Source organism: Pseudomonas tructae, from assembly GCF_004214895.1.
GTDB lineage: Bacteria > Pseudomonadota > Gammaproteobacteria > Pseudomonadales > Pseudomonadaceae > Aquipseudomonas > Aquipseudomonas tructae.
This window is the reverse complement of sequence record NZ_CP035952.1, coordinates 2,750,070-2,767,130: the sequence shown is the minus strand read 5'-3', so window position 1 is coordinate 2,767,130 and position 17,061 is coordinate 2,750,070. Positions and strand designations below refer to the sequence as shown.

Here is a 17,061-nt window from a genome sequence, read left to right as displayed (position 1 = left end):
TACCCAACCCGGTGGCGGCTGCGTTATTCACTTTGCAACTCATTTTTACGCATGCCGGGCCACTGCAGACTTAAAGGAGTGAAGACAGTGTCCAGACTTGCAGAGTTCCGCGCTGCCGAAAAGGCCCTTCAGGAACAAATGGCGCAATTGGAGGCGCTGAAAAAGGACGCCGGCCTGAAACGCGAAATCGAGTTCGAGAAAAAACTTGTCGACCTGATGAAACACTACAACAAGAGCCTGCGCGATATTGTCGCCATTCTCGACCCCAAGGCGGCCCACAAAGCCCCGGTCAGTGCACCGAAACAACGCCGCGCGCGCGTGGTGAAGGTCTATGAAAACCCCCACACCGGCGAGCTGATTGAAACCAAGGGCGGCAACCACCGTGGCCTTAAAGCCTGGAAAGAACAGTACGGCGCCAAGACAGTCGACAGCTGGTTGCGCACGTGAAAAACTTCTTCACACTTTTTTCACATCCACTGGCTCAGGATGAAGGCTGCTAACGGACTAGCGCCCCATACGCCCGCTTCGGCGGGCTTCTAATTCTTGCGCCCCGCCCCCTAAAGGCGGGGCGCAAATCGTTTGCGCAATCGCTTCAGTTCCGTATCATGACGCCCTGACTTTTTTGCTGGCCATACTGTTGCCAGCCCAATTGCGGAGAGCCCATGAGCCAGAACCCTCTCGACACCTTGCCGGGTGTCACCGCGCAACCGGATGCCGCGACCCACAACTTCGTTTTCAACCACACCATGCTGCGGGTCAAGGACGTTACCAAGTCCCTGGACTTCTACACCCGAGTGCTGGGCTTCAGCCTGGTCGAGAAGCGCGACTTCCCGGAAGCCGAATTCAGCCTGTACTTCCTCGCCCTGGTCGACAAGGCGCAGATCCCGGCTGACGCGGCCAAGCGCACCGAGTGGATGAAATCGATCCCCGGGATCCTCGAGCTGACCCACAACCACGGCAGCGAGAACGACGCCGACTTTGCCTACCACAACGGCAACACCGATCCACGTGGTTTCGGCCATATCTGCATCTCGGTGCCGGATATCCGCGCTGCCTGCGAGCGTTTCGAGGCGCTGGGCGTGAACTTCCAGAAGCGTCTGAGCGACGGCCGCATGAAGCACCTGGCGTTCATCAAGGACCCGGATGACTATTGGGTCGAGATCATTCAGCCAACCGAGTTCTGATTCAGTTCCAGGCTATTCCCTCGCGGGGCAAGCCCGCTCCCACAGAATACTGTTGAGCCTGTGGGAGCGGCGGTGCGGCGGTCCGACTTGCCCCGCGATTGCGATCTACTGATTCTCCCCTCCCCAATCCGCTCAAACCCCATATTTATCGGCGCGCCGCCCTATCGCCGAGGGCTGCTCACGGCAAAAATTCCTCTTGCATATTAGGTATTACGGTATACCATCAGACACATCTAACAATAAACGCGGACCACCGCTGTCTTCCGAGGACCACACCATGATCGACGCAACCGTCTACAAGAACGTCCTGGGCTCCTTCCCCTCCGGCGTCACCGTCATCACCACCCTGGACGACGATGGCCAGGTCGTCGGCCTGACCGCCAGTGCCTTCAGTTCCTTGTCCATGGATCCGCCGCTGGTGCTGTTCTGCCCCAACTACAGTTCCGACTCCTACCCGGTGCTCATTCGCAACAAGCGCTTCGCCATCCACCTGCTCTCCGGTGCCCAACAAGCCGAGGCCTATGCCTTTGCGCGTAAAGGCAAGGACAAGGCGCAAGGCATCGACTGGACCCTGAGCACGCAGGGCAATCCCTTGCTGGCCAACGCCACGGCGATCATCGAATGCGAACTGTGGCGCGAGTACGAAGGCGGTGACCACGCGATCATGGTCGGCGCGGTGAAGAACCTCATCGTCCCCGAGCAGGCCCCCAGCCCGCTGGTGTACTGCCGCGGCAAGATGGCCGAACTGCCGGCCTTTGCCTGAGCCGCACTATTCTCACGACAAGCTGCCTGATCCGACAGACGCCCCATAACAAGATCCGAGGAATGCGCCATGAAATTTTCGTTGTTCGTGCACATGGAACGTTGGGATGAACAGGTCAGCCACCGGCAGTTGTTCGAAGACCTGACCGAACTGACCCTGATGGCCGAAGACGGCGGTTTCAGCACCGTATGGATCGGCGAACACCACGCCATGGAATACACCATTTCGCCCAGCCCGATGCCGCTGCTGGCGTATCTGGCGGCGCGCACCACCACCATCCACCTGGGCGCCGGGACCATCATCGCGCCGTTCTGGCACCCGCTGCGGGTGGCGGGTGAATGCGCCCTGCTCGATGTCATCAGCAACGGGCGCATGGAAGTCGGCCTGGCCCGTGGCGCCTATCAGTTCGAGTTCGACCGCATGGCCGGCGGCATGCCGGCCTCCGAAGGCGGCCAGGCGCTGCGGGAGATGGTCCCGGTGATCCGCGCCCTGTGGCAAGGCGACTACGCCCACGACGGCGAGATCTGGAAGTTTCCCACCTCGACCTGTGTGCCCAAGCCGATCCAGCAACCCGTGCCACCGATGTGGATCGCCGCTCGCGACCCGGACTCGCACAACTTTGCGGTCAAGCATGGTTGCAACGTGATGGTCACCCCGCTGATGAAAGGCGATGAAGAAGTCCTGGACCTTACGAACAAGTTCGAAGCCGCCCTGGCCAACAACCCCGAGGTGGCGCGCCCGCAACTGATGGTGCTGCGCCATACCCACGTGCATGCCGCCCAAGACAGCGACGGCTGGAAAATCGGCGCCCAGGCGATCTCGCGCTTCTACCGCACCTTCGACGCCTGGTTCGGCAACAAGCAGGTGCCGGACAACGGATTTCTGGCGCCGAGCCCCGAAGAAAAGTTCAAGGAACGCCCGGAGTTCGACCTGGACAACATTCGCAAGAACACCATGATCGGTACCCCGGCAGAAATCATCGCGCGCATTCGCTACTACCAGGAACTGGGCGTCGACGAGTTCAGTTTCTGGTGCGACAACAGCCTGCCCCATGCCGAGAAGAAAAAGTCCCTGGCGTTGTTCATCAACGAAGTGGTGCCCGCGTTCCGCTGATGCTCACGTTCGTCGGCCCGGACCTATCCGGGCCGTTGCACGGGCATACTGGATCGGTAGGAGCGGGCTTGCCCCGCGATTGTGCCTTGCCCATTACATCGCCTCGCGAGGCAAGCTCGCTCCTACTTCGGTACCACAGCAGCGAGGTCAGGACGATGAAAACCCTTCAATGCGTGCATCGCAACCACACCATCACCGCCAGCGTCGAAACCCACCCAGGCATCCCCACGCCGTTCAACGCCGGGTGCCTGATCACCGATCCTGAGGGCCACACCAGTCGGCGATTATCGCTGCCGGTGAAGATGGCCTATCTGGCCGATCTTGAAAATGCCCAGCACGCGGCGCTGGCCCATGGCAAATGGCTGGTCGATCAGCAACTGGACAAGCGCCAGCACGTGTTCTGAAGTCTGCTTAGTGCGGGTTGGGCGCGGGCTGTTCCTGCGGCAATGCCAGCCCGTACTCCCCTTGCTGATTCCAGTCGTCGCCAAATAGCTCCGCCGGATGCATGGTTCGGTCGGCGCCATTGCCACACGCCAAGGCGTTGGCCGCGCAATAGCGGTCGCAGCCCCAGCAGATGCGCTCGGGGTGCTTGGGGTTGTTGGGAAAGGGCTTGGCCATGAAATGCCTCAGGCGGGCAATGGGCGAGCTTCAACGCTACTGCGCCGTTGCGTCGCGATCCTTGACTCACATCAAGGCCGGGATTGATCAGCGCTAAAATTGATAATAATCATTATTGTTCGCACAGAAGCTTCCTAGACTCGGGCTCCCCTGCCCAGCCCTGGAAGTCATCATGCGTAGCACCCTCTCGCTCCCTCTGCTGTTGCTGCTGATCAGCCCACTGACCCACGCCAAGGAATACCCCATCGGCGAACCACAGTCGTGCCCGGGCCTTGAAGTCAGTGCGGTGTACCTGCAACCGATCGAAATGGCCCCGGCGGGCATGATGCGCGCCACCGCCGACTCCGACATCCATCTGGAAGCCGACGTCCGCGCCACCGAGAACAACCGCCAGGGTTTCCAGGAAGGCAGCTTCGTGCCCTACCTCAACGTCGCCTTCAGCCTGCACAAGCAAGGCAGCGACACGCCCATCAGCGGTGACTTTCACGCCATGGTCGCCAACGACGGGCCGCATTATGGCGACAACGTCAAGCTGCAAGGCCCAGGCAAGTACCAACTGACCTTCACCCTGCTGCCACCGGCGGGCCACGGCTCGCTGGGCCGGCATACCGACAAGGAAACCGGGGTCGCGCCCTGGTTCGAGCGCTGCGAACTGCACTACGCGTTCGTCTATGCCGGGATTGGCAAGAAAGGCGGTTACTGACATGAAGGCCCTGGCCCTGCTGCTTGCCTGGGCAGCCCTGCCTTTGAGTGCCGCACCGCTGCCAAGCTTCGAGCTGATTTTGCGCGATGGTCACTTTACCCCCGCCCTGCTCGAAGTACCGGCCGGGCAGCGCTTCAAGATCGTCCTGAAGAACTTGGGCGAAGGCCCGGCGGAGTTCGAAAGTACGCCACTGCGGGTCGAGAAAGTGCTGTCGCCCGGGGTGACCAGCTTTGTCGTCATCCACCCCCTGCGCCCCGGCCACTATCCGTTCTTCGACGAGTTCAATCCACAGTTGCCCGAAGGCGGCATCCTCGCGAAATAACCTGTGCAGGAGGTTTCATGAACCAGGCACTGTTCATCGTCTGGCGCGAAAGCGTCGAGGCCTTGCTGGTGATCGGTATTCTTCAGGCCTGGGCCGGCCAGCAGCAAGGCGCCCGGCGCCTGCTCAGGCTTCTCTGGGCCGGCGTGGCCCTGGGCTTGTTGCTCTCGGGGGTGCTGGCGCTGCTGATCCTGGTTGCTGGGCAAGCCATGAGCGGCGCCGGCAACGAATGGTTCCAGGCCGCTCTGGCACTGCTGGCAAGCCTGTTGATGGTGCAGATGGTCGGCTGGATGCACCGGCATGGACGCATGCTCAAAGGTCAGCTGCAACGCCAGGCCCAGCGGCAATTGGCGCGCCAGGGCGGCCTGGGGCTGATGCTCCTGGCCATGCTTGCGGTCAGCCGTGAAGGCAGCGAAACCGTGGTCTTTCTCTACGGTGCCGGCGCCCGCCTGCACGGGCCGCAACTGGGCCTGTTCGCCGTGGGCGGCGTCGCCGGGCTGGTGCTCTCGGGCCTGACCATCGCCGTGCTGCAGGGCAGCCGCCGCTGGCTGTCCTGGCCACGTTTTTTCGCCTTGAGCGAGGCAGTTCTGCTACTGCTCGCCGCGGCCTTGCTGGTCAGCGCCAGCGAACGCATCGGCGGCCAGTTGCTGGCCCTGGAACTGCCCGAGATGGCCTACAGCCTGGTCGGTGACGCGCTGTGGGACAGCAGCCCCTGGCTGAGCGACAGTCATGGCCTGGGCGGTTTTCTCGCCGCCTTCGCCGGCTACCGGGCCAGCCCCAGCGCCCTGACCCTACTGGTGCTGGCGGGCTACTGGTTGAGTGTCGGCAGCTGGTTGCTGCAACGCCGAACAGGCAGCGCACCATGTCCGGCCTGAGCCTGCACAACCGCTGGCTGCAGCGCCTGGGCGACGGCATGCGCCGCCACGCCGGGATGATCCGGCTGCTGCAATGGACGGTGGTGCTGTGCTATGCCCTATTGCTGGTGCTGCCAGCGCTGTTGCCACTGCCCGATAGCCAGGCGCGGATGCTCGACAACCTGACGCTGTTGGCCCAGTTCCTGTTCTGGGGCATCTGGTGGCCATTCGTGCTGCTGTCGATCGTGCTGTTCGGCAGGCTCTGGTGCGGCGTGCTCTGCCCCGAAGGCGCGCTGAGCGAATGGGCCAGCCAGTATGGCAAGGGCATGGGCGTACCGCGCTGGGTACGCTGGGGCGGCTGGCCGACCCTGGCGTTCTGCCTGACCACCCTTTATGGCCAGTTGATCAGCGTCTATGACTACGCTCAGGCGGCGCTGTTGATTCTCGGTGGCTCGACCCTGGCGGCGGTGCTGGTCGGCCTGCTGTTCGTGCGCGGCAAGCGCATCTGGTGCCGCTACCTGTGCCCGGTCAGCGGTGTCTTCGCCCTGCTCGCACGCCTTGCGCCGGTGCACTTTCAGGTCGATGAACAACGCTGGCAAGCCAACGCCGGGCCGCGCCTGCCACCGCCCAACTGCGCCCCGCTGCTGGACATCCGGCGCATGCGCGGCGCCCGTGATTGCCATGCCTGTGGCCGTTGCGCCGGGCAACGCGGCGCGGTGCAGTTGATCGCCCGCTCCAGCAACCAGGAAATCCTTGAATCGGCCACGCGCGCGCCTTCGCCCTGGGATAGCCGCCTGCTGTTGTTCGGGGTGATTGGCCTGGCCATGGGCGCCTTCCAATGGACCGTCAGCCCCTGGTTCATCGCGCTCAAACAGCACCTGGCGCAGTGGCTGGTCGAGGCCGACCTGCTCTGGCCGCTGCAAGACAACGCGCCCTGGTGGCTGCTGACCCACTACCCGCAGCTCAACGACAGCTTCAGCTGGCTCGACGGTTTGAGTATTGTCCTGTACCTGAGTGGCAGTGCCCTGCTACTGGGAGGCCTGTTGTGGCTACTGCTGCGCCTGGCCGCACGCCTGGCGGGCGATCCGGCGCTGTTCTGGCCCTTGAGCCTGAGCCTTACGCCCCTGGGTGCTGGCGGACTGTTTCTGGGCCTGTCGGCGACCACGGTCAAGCTGTTGCGCTATGAAGGCTTGCTGCTGGAGTGGGTACAGCCGGCCAGGGCCACATTGCTGCTCGCGGCCATGGGCTGGAGCCTGTTGTTGGCGAACAAGTTGCTGGCCAGTCACAACCTGGGCAACTGGCGCCGTTGCAGCGCCAGCGCTTGTCTGCTGCTGGCCATAGCCGCAGTGGGCTATGGCTGGTGGTTGCAGTTCTGGGGCTGGGGTTAAACCTTGAAACGCGCCACGGTCTGGCTCAGGCTGCCAGCCATCTGCGCCAGGTCCTGACCGGCGGTGTCGGTGTGTTGCGCACCGAGCAGCACCTGTTCGGAGAGGTTGCGAATACCCACCAGGTTGCGGTCTACCTCGCGGGCTACCAAGGCCTGCTCCTCGGTGGCACTGGCAATCATCAGGTTGCGCTCGTTGATCTGCGAGATCGACCGGGTGATCGCCTCCAGCGCCTCGCCGGCACGTTGCGCCACTTCCAGGGTGCTGTGCACCCGCTCGCTGCTGCTGAGCATGGCGGTCACGGCCTGGCCGGTATCCTGACGAATATTGCCGATCATCTGTTCGATCTCCTGGGTCGAGGCCTGGGTACGATGGGCCAGCGCCCGCACCTCGTCGGCAACCACCGCAAAGCCACGCCCGGCGTCACCGGCGCGGGCCGCTTCGATGGCGGCGTTGAGTGCCAGCAGGTTGGTCTGCTCGGCGATGCTGCGAATCACATCCAGCACGGTGCTGATGTCCTGCACCCGGCCGGCCAGTTGCTGGATGCGCTCGGAGGTGTCCGTCACGCCTTCGGCCAGGACGCTGATCGAGGCCACGGTCTCGCGCACCTGTTCACGGCCACGCTGGGCGGTCTGCTCGGACACCTTCGAGGCTTCGCTGGTGCTCACCGCATTGCGTGCCACCTCATCCACGGCGGCGGTCATTTCGTTGACCGCCGCTGCCGCCTGTTCAATCTCCAGGCCCTGCAACTGCAGGCTGCTGCTGGTCTGGCTGCTGACCGCACTGAGCTCTTCACTGGAGCTGGCCACCCGCTCCACCGAGGCGGCGATGTGCTTGACCATGTTGTTCAGGCTCTGCTGCATGTGCTGCATGTTAAGCATCACGCTGCCCTCGGCACTGGCGTGGGTCGGCACCTCAATGGTCAGGTCGCCCTGGGCGATCTGGCTCAGTACCCGCGCCGCAGTGTCCGGCTCGCCGCCCAGGGGCCGGGTGACGCTGCGGGTCACCAGCAGCGCGGCCGCGATCACCGCCAGCAGGCACAGCACGAATAGCCCAAGCATGTTCAGCCGGGCGTCGTTGTACAGGGCCTGGGCGGCCTGTTCGCGGTCGGCGAAGATCTGCCCTTGCAAGGCCATGAGGGTTTCCAGGTTCTTGTAGACCTCAGCCTCGGCAGGCACTACGTGCTGCTTGAGCTGGGCCATGGCCGCTTGCCCGTCGCCCTGGCGAATCAGTTGCTGCACCTGGGTGAACGCCGCGACATAAGCTTCGCGGCTGCTCTTGAGCGCAGCGTAGGCAGCCTTGCCTTCAGGCAAATAGAACAACGGCTCAAGCGTTGCCAGGGCCTGGGTGATGCGCTGTTTGGTGGTGTCGATGGCCTGCTGTACCTGCAGGTTGTCCTTGTCGATCAGCAGGTCGCGGGTGTTGCGCGCGTTGTCGCGCACACCGGTGGCGATGACCATGATCGGCTCGATCTTCGGCCAGTCCTGCTGGACGATCACCACCGCCTGCTGCTTGAGCGTGGCCAGGTCGTGCAGTGCATAGAAAGCCAGGCCCAGAAGCGCCAGCGGCGCAATGGCAAAGCCGATGAGGATACGTTGTGCTGTGGTCAATCTGTTCATTTCAAAGCCTTACTAGTCGCGTACTTCGAACGCGGGAAACAGCGCGTGGAGGGTGCCCCACAGCTCGGGCAGCAAGCTTTGTGCCGAAGCACTGGGCAACTGCTCATCGAGCATGCGTGCCGTGCGCACCAACTGCACGACGAAGCGTTTGACCCCGAGCGCATTCAAGCGCCGGGCCAGGGTGATGAGTCGGGGGGGATCGATCAGGTGCCAATGCACCGTGGTGCGGCATTCGTAGTCGACGCCGCTGGCCAGCAGGTAGTCGAGGCTGCGCCAGTTGGCCTGGCCACTGCCGCGCACGCCGGTAACCGTTTGGCCGTCCTCGGCCAGGGCCTTGACGTCAAAGCCCACCCAGTCGGCGCCGGGCAGCACCCGGGCCAGGGCCTGGGGCTTGATCCCGGCACTGTGCAGGCCAACGGCAAAGCCCATGGCCCGGACCTGGGCCATGGCCTCGGCCAGGCTGTCCTGCAGGGTCGGTTCGCCACCGCTGAAGACCACGGCGTCGAGCAGGCCCTGGCGCCGTTGCAAAAACTCCAACACCTGCGCCCAGGGCAGCTCAGCGCAGCCCCGGGGCGGGATCAGTTGCGGGTTGTGGCAATAACGGCAACGCCAGGCGCAGCCCTGGCAGAACAGCACGCAGGCCAGCCTGCCGGGGTAATCGAGGGTGGTCAGGGGCACCATGCCCCCGACTCGCAGCGCTGGGGTCATGGGTGCCCGGCCGTTGCCACGCGCTCATTGAAGTGTTGTCGCTCGTTGTGCTCGGACTGTTTGCCGGGGTTGAATGCCGACACCGGGCGGTGATAGCCCATGACCCGGGTCCAGACTTCGCACCGTTGGCGTTGCGCCACGGGCAGGGTGTGCTGTGCAGTCATGATGAAGCTCCTTGCGGTTGAAAATAGGGGGTCAGTGCAGGCTGCCCTGCTGCTGGGCCAGCAGCAGCGCCTCGTCGCACTTGGGACAGAACTCGTGTTCGCCATCCAGGTAGCCGTGTACCGGGCAGATCGAAAAAGTCGGGGTAATCGTCAGGTACGGCAGGCGGAACCGCTCCAGGGCTCGGCGCACCAATTGCTTGCAGGCCTGGGCCGAAGAGATCCGCTCGGCCATGTACAGGTGCAGCACGGTGCCGCCGGTGTATTTGCATTGCAGCTCGTCCTGCAGCTCCAGGGCTTCGAACGGGTCGTCGGTGTAGCCCACCGGCAACTGCGAGGAGTTGGTGTAGTACGGCGCCTGGCTGCAACCGGCCTGGAGGATCTCAGGGAAGCGCTTGCGGTCTTCCTTGGCGAAACGGTAGGTGGTGCCTTCGGCCGGGGTGGCTTCAAGGTTGTACAAATGGCCGGTTTCTTCCTGGAAACGCACCAGAGTGGCACGCACGTGGTCCAGCAGGTTCAAGGCGAAGCGCCGGCCCTGGCCGGTGTGCAAGCCCATCTGGTCGTCGCTGAAGTTGCGCAGCATCTCGTGCAGGCCGTTGACGCCAATGGTCGAGAAGTGATTGCGCAAGGTCCCCAGGTAACGCTTGGTGTAGGGGTACAGGCCGGCGTCCATGTGGTGCTGGATCACCTTGCGCTTGACCTCCAGGCTCTCCATGGCCAGTTCCATCAGGGCGTCCAGGCGCTGCAGCAGGCCGCTGACATCACCTTTGTAGACATGGCCCAGGCGCGCGCAATTGATGGTCACCACGCCCAGCGAGCCGGTCTGCTCGGCCGAACCGAACAGGCCGCCGCCGCGCTTGAGCAGCTCGCGCACATCCAGCTGCAGGCGACAGCACATCGAGCGCACCTGGTTGGGCTGCATGTCTGAATTGAGGAAGTTCTGGAAGTAAGGCAGGCCGTAGCGGGCGGTCATTTCAAACAGGCGCTCGGCGTTATCGCTGTCCCAGGCAAAGTCGTGGGTGATGTTGTAGGTCGGGATCGGGAAGGTGAACACCCGGCCCTTGGCATCGCCGGCCTGCATGACCTCGATGTAGGCACGGTTGAGCAGGTCCATCTCGGCCTGCAGCTCGCCGTAGGCAAAGGGCATTTCCTCGCCGTCGATCACCGGAATCTGCTCGCGCAAATCTTGCGGGCAAACCCAGTCGAAGGTCAGGTTGGTAAAGGGCGTTTGCGTGCCCCAGCGCGACGGCACGTTGAGGTTGTAGATGAACTCCTGGATGGCCTGGCGCACCTGCTCGTAGCTCAGCTGGTCCTTGCGCACATAGGGCGCAAGGTAGGTGTCGAACGAGCTGAACGCCTGGGCCCCGGCCCACTCGTTCTGCAGGGTGCCGAGGAAGTTGACCATCTGCCCCAGTGCGCTGCCCAGGTGCTTGGGCGGCCCGGCCTCGACCCGCCCGGGCACGCCATTTAGGCCCTCGTGCAACAGGCTGCGCAGCGACCAGCCGGCGCAGTAGCCGGCGAGCATGTCCAGGTCGTGAATGTGCAGGTCGGCCTCGCGGTGGGCGCGGCCAATGGCTTCGCTGTAGACCTCGTCGAGCCAGTAGTTGGCGGTGACCTTGCCGGAGACATTGAGCACCAGCCCGCCCAGGGAGTAGCCCTGGTTGGCGTTGGCCTGCACCCGCCAGTCCTCGCGATTGAGGTATTCGTTCATCGAGGTCGCGACCTCGACCAGGGTCTTGCGGTCGCGGCGCAGGCGGCCGTGCTGTTCGCGGTAGACAATGTAGGCGCGCAGCGAGAGGAAATGGCCAGCATCCATCAGCACCCGCTCGACCCGGTCCTGGATCTGCTCGACGTACAGCTTCGAATAGCCTTCCAGATGGGCGAGCACGGCGTCGAGCAAGCCATCTGCTTCGGCCTCGGCATACTCGCCAGTGGCCTTGCCGGCGGCGATCAATGCCTGGCGGATCTTGTCCGCGTCAAAGGCCACCAGGCTGCCATCGCGCTTGTGCAACCGGTTATGCCCTACCCTGATCAGCGTGCTGTGCATTTGCCCTCCAGGCACTACATATAGATATTTATAAAACTGAAAACACAATATGCGGTGTAGGCTACGGGCAAAGCCGGTGGAAGGAATTGATCGATATCAAGTGTGAGAGCGGGATTGCCCCGCGATGAGCCTAGGTATCTACACATCTCTAACCCTGATCTATGAAGATGGCTCAGGGGTGGTCTGCGCATGCGTGTTTATCCAGTTGATTTGGCGAGGCTGCCGGCCCCTTCCGGGTACGACTCACCCAGCAAGAGCGAAGCGAATTGTGCTGTTGATCTGGCTTTTGATTTTTTCGCGATTTCAGGAGGCCGAGTGGAGCGCCGATGGAGGGGGTGGAGGCCCATGGATGGGCCGCAAAGCGCCGAGGGACATGGATGTCCCCTCGGCGCGGCCCCCGGAGTCGGTGCGTAAGGAGGGAACCCGGAGCGCAGCGCAGGGCCGGATGATTGAGCGAGCGGTTTTGCTCACTTTTGCCAAGACAAAAGTGAGCCGCCGTAAGGGCGGAAGGGGCCCGCAGCGTCACCACATCAACTGGATAAGCACGCCTATCAAGAACCAATAGGCTGACTCGCTAGAGATGTGTAGATACCTAGGCTCATCGCGGGGCAAGTCGGGTCGCCGCATCGCCGCTCCCACAGGTTCGGTGAACACAGGTTCAACGTTTCACCCCCCACTCATGTTCATGAAGCGCAAGATCTGCACCTCCCCCTGCGGATTGAAATCATGGCGCAAGGGCTTGCGCCGCAACGCTTGTTGCAGGGCATGGATGATCGGTTGGTCATCCAGCGGATAACGCCTTAACAAACCGCGCAGATCCAGCGAGTCCTCCTGCCCCAGGCACAGCAACAAGCGCCCTTCCACGGTCATCCGCACCCGGTTGCAAGTGGCGCAGAAGTTGTGGCTGTTGGGCGAGATGAAACCGATGCGGGTCGCCGGGTGGCGGGCCAGGCGCATGTAGCGCGCCGGGCCGCCGCTGTGCTCGGCGCTGTCGAGCAAGGCATGGCGGCTGGCAATCAGCGCCCGTACCTGGTCACTGCTGCAGAACGACTCACCGCGCGAACGGCCCACTTCACCCAAGGGCATTTCTTCGATGAAGGTGATGTCGATGCCTTGTTCGATGGCGTACTGCAACAGCGCCGGCACTTCATCGAAGTTGCGCCCCTGCATCACCACGCAGTTGAGCTTGACCCCTTCGAAACCGGCATCACGCGCCGCCTCGATGCCGCGCAGTACCTGATCAAGCTCACCATTGCGGGTAATCGCCCGGAAGCGCTCGGGGTCCAGGCTGTCGAGGCTGATGTTGATGCGCTTGACCCCGGCCTCTACCAGCGGCCGGGCCAAACGCTGCAGTTGCGAGCCGTTGCTGGTCATCACCAGTTCACGCAGGCCCGGCAAGGCGGCAATGTCACGGCACAGCTCGACGATGCCGGGGCGAATCAACGGCTCGCCACCGGTCAGGCGGATCTTGCGCACGCCCTGGCCGACGAACAGCGTGGCCAGGCGTCGCAACTCCTCCAGGGTCAGCACCTGCTGGCGCGGCAAGAAGGTCATGTGCTTGGCCATGCAGTACACACAACGAAAATCACAGCGATCGGTCACCGACATGCGCAAGTAATCGATCTGCCGCCCGAAGCCGTCCTGCATCACAGTGCTCATCGCCTTCCCCTTATTGCACCAGCGGTGAATCGGCGCCCTGCAAGCGGATGCCGCGAATGTCGGCGGCACCGATCAGGGTTTGCAGGTACTGCACCAGCGCTTTTTGCCACACGCCCTGCTGCAACTGGGTGCGGATCGCCGTGGCCACCGCTTCATATGGCAAGGCCTGGCCTTCGATACGCTGGTCGACACTGACCAGGTGCCAGCCGTAACGGCTTTCCAGGGGCTTGAGCGCCAGCCCCGGCGCCAGGGTGAACAACTGGCGCTCCAGCTCCGGCACCGTCTGGCCCTTGCTGATCTGCCCCAGCTCGCCGCCCTGGGCCTTCGACGGGCAGGCCGAGTACTTCTGCGCAAGTTCGGCAAACTGCTCGGGGAACTGCAGCAGGCGTTCATGGAGGATCTCGGCCTGCACCAGCGCCAGGCTGCGCGCCTCGGCATCGTCAGGCGCGCATTCGAGCAGGATGTGCCGCACCGCCAGCAGCGGCGCACTGTGAAAGCGCCCGCGGTTGCTGTCGTAATAGCGCTGGCAGGTGGCCTCGTCACAGATCGGCACCTGCACCTCGCGCTCGAGCAGCAAGCGCGTGGCCGCTTCCTCCTGGTGCTCACCGGCGCCGACCTGCACCGACAACCCCAGCTCGGCAATGCGCTGCTGCATCAGCTCGCGAATCACCAGGGCGCGGGAGGCCATGTAGATGGCCTCCTCGCGATCGGCGGCCGGGTGGTATTGCAGCTCCTGGGCCAGGGCCTCGGGGCTGATCGGTACAGCATTGACACTGATGATCGGCCATTCCTGTTCACTGCTGGCGATCAGTTGCACCGGCGGTTCGATTTCCACTGCCAGGGCACCTGGCCCGGCCTCAATGACCGTCGAATCAACGACGGTCGAAGACCCGCAACCACCGCCGCCACCGTTACTGCCGCCACATCCACATCCGCTAGCCATGGCAACCTCCTCAGACTTTCTGCCGAACGATTTGATAACGCCGCCCCAGGTACCACACCGGCGCGCTGACGATGTGCACCAGGCGGGTGAAGGGGAACAGCACGAACAGGGTCAGGCCCAGCAGCACATGCAGCTTGTACACCAGGCTCACCGGGGCAATCGCCGCCGCCGCTTGCACCGGGCGCAACAGCACGGTGTTCTGCGCCCAGTCGGCGAGCATGACCATCACCGAGCCATCCATATGGCCGGTGGAGGCAACGATGGTCAGCAGGCCCAGTACCAGTTGCGCCAGCAGCACCAGCAGGATGAGGATGTCCGAGGTGCTGGAGGTGGCGCGTACCCGTGGCTCGGTCAGGCGCCGGTGCAGCAGCATGATCAGGCCGATCAGGCACAGCAGGCCGAAGAAGCCCCCCGAAACCATCGCCAGCAGTTGCTTGTGCTCGGTGCTGATCACATGGTGATAGACCGACGCCGGGGTCAGCAGGCCGACAAAATGCCCGGCCAGGACGAACAAAACCCCGATGTGGAAGAAATTGCTCGCCACGCGCATGCCGCGCCTGTCGAGCATCTGGCTTGAGCCGGCCTTCCAGCTGTACTGCGACAGGTCAAAGCGCGCCCAGCTGCCGAGCAAGCAGATGGCCAGGGCCACGTAAGGATAAATCCCGAACAACAACAGGTTCCACTTAGACATTGCCCACCTCCGTGGCCGGCGCGCCGGCCTGGCCTTGATGCTGAAAATCGACCCAGTGCAGCGGTACTGCGCTTTCTTCGCGGGCCTTGCCCGGGGCGCTGGGCAGTGAACTGCAACGCTCCTGCTGCTCGGCCTTGAGAAAGTCCACCGCCTCCTCTTCCCAGATCTTGTCCAGGGCTTCGAGGGAGTCATCGCGTTGCTCGGCCGCCACTTGCTCGCGCAAGTCGGCCACCGCCTGGTGCGGTTCGGCGCCGGCGATCTGCAGCAGTGCCCGGAAGCAACTGGCGTAGGCGCTCTCGCGCTCTTCCAGGCGGGCGGCAAGCAACGCCAGCAGGTGCGCGACATCGGCCAGGCCCTCGCGGGCCTCGAGGTCTTCGCGGGTCGAGAGGTATTCCAGGTACAGCGGGATGTAGTCCGGCAGCTCCTTGACGCCGATGGCAAAGCCCGCCTCTTCATACTGGGCCAGCATGTCGACCATGGCCTGGCCACGGTCGCGGGACTCGCCATGCACGTGTTCGAACAGCAGCAGCGAAAGCGAACGGCCACGGCCGAACAGCGCACCGTAATGCTCCTGGCCATCCATCAGGTCGTTGTTGCAGATCAGCTCCAGCAGCTCGAACAGCGCGCCGCGCTGGCGCGGGCTGATTTCCCGCGCCTGGATGATCGCCTGCTCCAGCTCGTCGCGGCCGGCCACCAGGGTTTCGCTCGGGTAATCGAGCAGCAGCGAAATCACGTTGAGAATGCGCATGCTCATTCCTCCCACAGCTGTACGGTTTTGAGGATGTCGCGGCGGTTGGCTTTCTTTGCCCCGAACATGTTGGTATCGGAGCTGCCGCTGCAACCGCTGCCGAAGCTGAAGCCGCAACCTGCGCGCTCGGCAAAGGCATCGCTCATGGCTTCTTCGCGGTGGGCGCTGGGTACCACATAGCGGTCTTCGTAGTTGGCGATGGCCAGGTAGCGGTACATCTCCTCGACCTGGTTCACGCTCAAGCCGACGTCGCCAAGCACCTTGAGGTCCTGGACGCCTTCGACCTGCTCGGCGCGTTTGTAGGCGCGCATGGCCAGCAGGCGCTTGAGCGCACGTTTGACCGGTTTTTCGTCACCGGCAGTGAGCAGGTTGGCCAGGTAACGCAGCGGAATGCGCAGGCTGTCGACATCCGGAATCACCCCGTTCATGCCCACGGTACCGGCGGCTGCAGCGTTCTGGATCGGTGACAGCGGCGGCACGTACCAGACCATCGGCAAGGTGCGGTATTCAGGGTGCAGCGGCAGTGCCAGCTTCCAGTCGACGGCCATCTTGTACACCGGCGAGCGTTGCGCGGCGTCGATCACCGACTGCGGCACGCCGTCTTCCAGGGCCTGGCGGATCACCGCCGGGTCGTTGGGGTCGAGGAAGATCTCCAGCTGTTTTTCATACAGGTCGTGCTCGTTGGCGGTGCTGGCCACCTCGGCGATGCGGTCGGCGTCATACAGCAGCACGCCCAGGTAACGGATGCGGCCCACGCAGGTTTCGGCGCAGACGGTGGGCATGCCGGCTTCGATGCGCGGGTAGCAGAAGATGCATTTCTCGGATTTACCGCTCTTCCAGTTGAAGTAGATCTTCTTGTACGGGCAGCCGCTGATGCACATGCGCCAGCCGCGGCATTTTTCCTGGTCGATGAGAACGATGCCGTCCTCTTCGCGCTTGTAGATCGCCCCGCTTGGGCAGGACGCCGCGCACGCCGGGTTCAGGCAGTGCTCGCACAGGCGCGGCAGGTACATCATGAAGGTGTTTTCGTACTCACCGTAGATGTCGGCCTGGATCTGGTCGAAGTTCTTGTCCTTGCGCCGCTTGGCGAACTCGGTACCCAGGATTTCTTCCCAGTTCGGGCCCCATTCGATCTTTTCCATGCGCTTGCCCGACACCACCGAGCGCGGCCGTGCGGTGGGCTGGTGCTCACCCAGGGGCGCGGTGTGCAGGTGCTGGTAATCGAAGTCGAACGGCTCGTAGTAGTCGTCCAGGCTTGGCAGGTCGGGGTTGGCGAAGATGTTCGCCAGCACCCGGAACTTGCCGCCGATGCGCGGGTTGATCGAGCCGTTGGCGTTGCGCACCCAGCCGCCCTTCCATTTGTCCTGGTTTTCCCACTCTTTCGGGTAGCCGACCCCAGGCTTGGATTCAACGTTGTTGAACCAGGCGTACTCCATGCCTTCACGGCTGGTCCAGACGTTCTTGCAGGTGATCGAGCAGGTGTGGCAACCGATGCATTTGTCCAGGTTCAGGACCATGCCAATTTGTGAACGGATCTTCATGACAG

Annotated in this window: 19 protein-coding genes; 9 read left to right on the top strand and 10 right to left on the bottom strand. The window is 63.3% G+C overall.

Features of this window, described 5'->3' with window-relative positions; all coding sequences use genetic code 11:
• Positions 1-87: 87 nt before the first annotated feature.
• The 5 genes from EXN22_RS12750 (at position 88) to EXN22_RS12730 (ending at position 3,464) form a co-directional block, all read left to right on the top strand.
• Positions 88-447, top strand: coding sequence for a histone-like nucleoid-structuring protein, MvaT/MvaU family (locus EXN22_RS12750; protein ID WP_130264389.1), 360 nt, complete (start codon positions 88-90; stop codon positions 445-447).
• Positions 448-662: 215 nt separating this feature from the next.
• Positions 663-1,184, top strand: a complete 522-nt coding sequence (gene gloA, locus EXN22_RS12745; protein WP_130264388.1) for a lactoylglutathione lyase — start codon at positions 663-665, stop codon at positions 1,182-1,184.
• A gap of 277 nt (positions 1,185-1,461) precedes the next feature.
• Positions 1,462-1,947: a flavin reductase family protein gene (locus EXN22_RS12740; protein WP_130264387.1), complete on the top strand. Its 486-nt coding sequence runs from the start codon at positions 1,462-1,464 to the stop codon at positions 1,945-1,947.
• A 69-nt stretch (positions 1,948-2,016) separates the two neighbouring features.
• A complete protein-coding gene (locus tag EXN22_RS12735; protein WP_130264386.1) occupies positions 2,017-3,060 on the top strand; it encodes an LLM class flavin-dependent oxidoreductase in 1,044 nt (347 codons plus the stop codon).
• A 155-nt stretch (positions 3,061-3,215) separates the two neighbouring features.
• The gene (locus tag EXN22_RS12730; RefSeq protein ID WP_130264385.1) at positions 3,216-3,464 is read left to right on the top strand and encodes a hypothetical protein; all 249 of its coding nucleotides are present in this window, start codon (positions 3,216-3,218) and stop codon (positions 3,462-3,464) included.
• A gap of 7 nt (positions 3,465-3,471) precedes the next feature.
• Here EXN22_RS12730 and EXN22_RS12725 read toward each other — a convergent pair whose 3' ends face one another.
• Entirely contained in the window at positions 3,472-3,678 is a 207-nt protein-coding gene (locus tag EXN22_RS12725) for a DUF3079 domain-containing protein (RefSeq protein WP_130264384.1), read from the bottom strand.
• A 172-nt stretch (positions 3,679-3,850) separates the two neighbouring features.
• Here EXN22_RS12725 and EXN22_RS12720 point away from each other — a divergent pair, with 172 nt between their 5' ends.
• Genes EXN22_RS12720 through EXN22_RS12705 form a run of 4 tightly spaced genes read left to right on the top strand, consistent with a single transcriptional unit; the run spans position 3,851 to position 6,942 of the window.
• On the top strand, positions 3,851-4,381 hold the full coding sequence (locus EXN22_RS12720; RefSeq protein ID WP_130264383.1) for an iron transporter: 531 nt from the start codon (positions 3,851-3,853) through the stop codon (positions 4,379-4,381).
• Position 4,382: 1 nt separating this feature from the next.
• Positions 4,383-4,703, top strand: a complete 321-nt coding sequence (locus tag EXN22_RS12715; RefSeq protein WP_130264382.1) for a cupredoxin domain-containing protein — start codon at positions 4,383-4,385, stop codon at positions 4,701-4,703.
• A 17-nt stretch (positions 4,704-4,720) separates the two neighbouring features.
• Entirely contained in the window at positions 4,721-5,575 is an 855-nt protein-coding gene (locus EXN22_RS12710) for an FTR1 family protein (protein WP_130264381.1), read from the top strand.
• The gene (locus EXN22_RS12705; protein ID WP_130264380.1) at positions 5,563-6,942 is read left to right on the top strand and encodes a 4Fe-4S binding protein; all 1,380 of its coding nucleotides are present in this window, start codon (positions 5,563-5,565) and stop codon (positions 6,940-6,942) included. Before EXN22_RS12710 ends, EXN22_RS12705 begins: the two co-directional genes overlap by 13 nt.
• On the opposite strand, the gene EXN22_RS12700 is transcribed toward EXN22_RS12705, so the two are convergent.
• The 9 genes from EXN22_RS12700 to narH form a co-directional block, all read right to left on the bottom strand.
• A complete protein-coding gene (locus tag EXN22_RS12700; RefSeq protein WP_130264379.1) occupies positions 6,939-8,558 on the bottom strand; it encodes a methyl-accepting chemotaxis protein in 1,620 nt (539 codons plus the stop codon). The two genes, EXN22_RS12705 and EXN22_RS12700, sit on opposite strands and share 4 nt — an antisense overlap.
• A gap of 12 nt (positions 8,559-8,570) precedes the next feature.
• The gene (locus EXN22_RS12695) at positions 8,571-9,266 is read right to left on the bottom strand and encodes an anaerobic ribonucleoside-triphosphate reductase activating protein (RefSeq protein ID WP_130264378.1); all 696 of its coding nucleotides are present in this window, start codon (positions 9,264-9,266) and stop codon (positions 8,571-8,573) included.
• Positions 9,263-9,430: an anaerobic ribonucleoside-triphosphate reductase gene (nrdD, locus tag EXN22_RS26485; RefSeq protein WP_130264377.1), complete on the bottom strand. Its 168-nt coding sequence runs from the start codon at positions 9,428-9,430 to the stop codon at positions 9,263-9,265. The genes EXN22_RS12695 and nrdD overlap by 4 nt, the downstream gene beginning before the upstream one ends.
• A gap of 31 nt (positions 9,431-9,461) precedes the next feature.
• Positions 9,462-11,474, bottom strand: coding sequence for a ribonucleoside triphosphate reductase (locus EXN22_RS12685; protein WP_130264376.1), 2,013 nt, complete (start codon positions 11,472-11,474; stop codon positions 9,462-9,464).
• A gap of 666 nt (positions 11,475-12,140) precedes the next feature.
• Positions 12,141-13,133 (bottom strand): GTP 3',8-cyclase MoaA, encoded by a 993-nt coding sequence (moaA, locus tag EXN22_RS12680; RefSeq protein WP_130264375.1) that lies wholly within the window; start codon positions 13,131-13,133, stop codon positions 12,141-12,143.
• A 10-nt stretch (positions 13,134-13,143) separates the two neighbouring features.
• The gene (locus EXN22_RS12675; protein WP_130264374.1) at positions 13,144-14,076 is read right to left on the bottom strand and encodes a peptidylprolyl isomerase; all 933 of its coding nucleotides are present in this window, start codon (positions 14,074-14,076) and stop codon (positions 13,144-13,146) included.
• 10 nt (positions 14,077-14,086) lie between these two features.
• A complete protein-coding gene (narI, locus tag EXN22_RS12670) occupies positions 14,087-14,767 on the bottom strand; it encodes a respiratory nitrate reductase subunit gamma (RefSeq protein ID WP_130264373.1) in 681 nt (226 codons plus the stop codon).
• Positions 14,760-15,515 (bottom strand): nitrate reductase molybdenum cofactor assembly chaperone, encoded by a 756-nt coding sequence (gene narJ / locus EXN22_RS12665; protein ID WP_130264372.1) that lies wholly within the window; start codon positions 15,513-15,515, stop codon positions 14,760-14,762. Before narJ ends, narI begins: the two co-directional genes overlap by 8 nt.
• Before the next feature lie 2 nt (positions 15,516-15,517).
• Positions 15,518-17,056: a nitrate reductase subunit beta gene (gene narH / locus EXN22_RS12660; protein ID WP_130264371.1), complete on the bottom strand. Its 1,539-nt coding sequence runs from the start codon at positions 17,054-17,056 to the stop codon at positions 15,518-15,520.
• Positions 17,057-17,061 lie beyond the last annotated feature (5 nt).